Source organism: Homoserinimonas flava, from assembly GCF_054969005.1.
On the sequence record NZ_JBUEQS010000009.1, the window covers coordinates 1 to 1,049 of the forward strand.

General features: G+C 65.1%; 1 protein-coding gene. It reads right to left on the minus strand.

The genetic code is table 11. From position 1 onward, the window contains the following. Positions 1-955, minus strand: a 955-nt coding sequence (locus ACY48M_RS13120) for an IS481 family transposase (protein WP_462820745.1), incomplete at its 3' end; no start/stop codon positions are given. Between the last annotated feature and the right edge of the window lie 94 nt (positions 956-1,049).

Below are 1,049 nucleotides of genomic sequence, written 5' to 3' on the forward strand. Positions count from 1 at the left end.
TGTAGTTCCCCGTGAGGTTGTGAACGCGGTCTGAGGGTCGGGCTCCGCCGATGCCGGTGTGGGGTCTGTGGTGATTGTAGTGATGGAGCCAGGCCTGATAGGTGTCGGCTCGTGATTCGTCGCTGCGGTAGGTCTCGGCGTAGGCCCATTCGGTGGCGAGGGTGCGGTTGAAGCGTTCGACCTTGCCATTGGTTTGCGGCCGATAGGGGCGAGTGAAGCGATGCCGGATCTCAGGGCCGAGCGCGGCGGCGAAGGCGTGTGAGCGGTAGCAGGATCCGTTGTCAGTCAGGACGGCGGAGACTTTTATGCCGGCGGTGGCGAAGAAGGAATTCGCCCGGATCCAGAACCCTGCGGCGGTCTCTTTCTTCTCATCGGTGAGGATCTCCGAGTAGGCCAGGCGGGAGTGATCATCGACGGCGTGATGCAGGAACGAGTAGCCGCGGCCGCGATGGCGAGAGGGGGCCGCGGCCCGGCCGAGCTTTCGGTGCCCTCCTCCGTTGGGGATGCGCCCGAGCTTCTTGATGTCGACGTGGACCAGGTCTCCCGGAGCGGCATGTTCGTAGCGTCGCGGGGGTGCTTTGCGAACCGGTAACCCGGTGCTCTGGTCGAGGTGGGCCAACCGGGGCATCCGATATCGGGCGAGGACCCGCTCGACCGTGGAGCGGTGCATGTGCAGGTGGTAGCCGATCCGGTGCGGCCCCCAACGCCTGGTGAACCGCAACGCGACGATGCGGCGCTCCACCCGTTGGGAGCTGCGAGCCGGCGAGCGATGCGGGCGCGAGGACCGGTCCGTCATCGGCAAGCCAGCCTGATACCTCGCCGCCCATTTCGCTGCCGTCGCCGGTGAACACTGGAACCGTTCAGCAGCCCGACGAGCAGACCAACCCTGCTCGACAATCAAACGAGCAAGACGAAGCCGCCCCTCCGGGGCGAACGGGGCATTAGCGTGAGTCACGAAGACCTCCGGTTGAAGATGCGAGTGTGGTAACCCACATCCTGCCCGGAGGTCTTCGCTATCTCACCCGATCACAACGTCCCGAGGAACTACA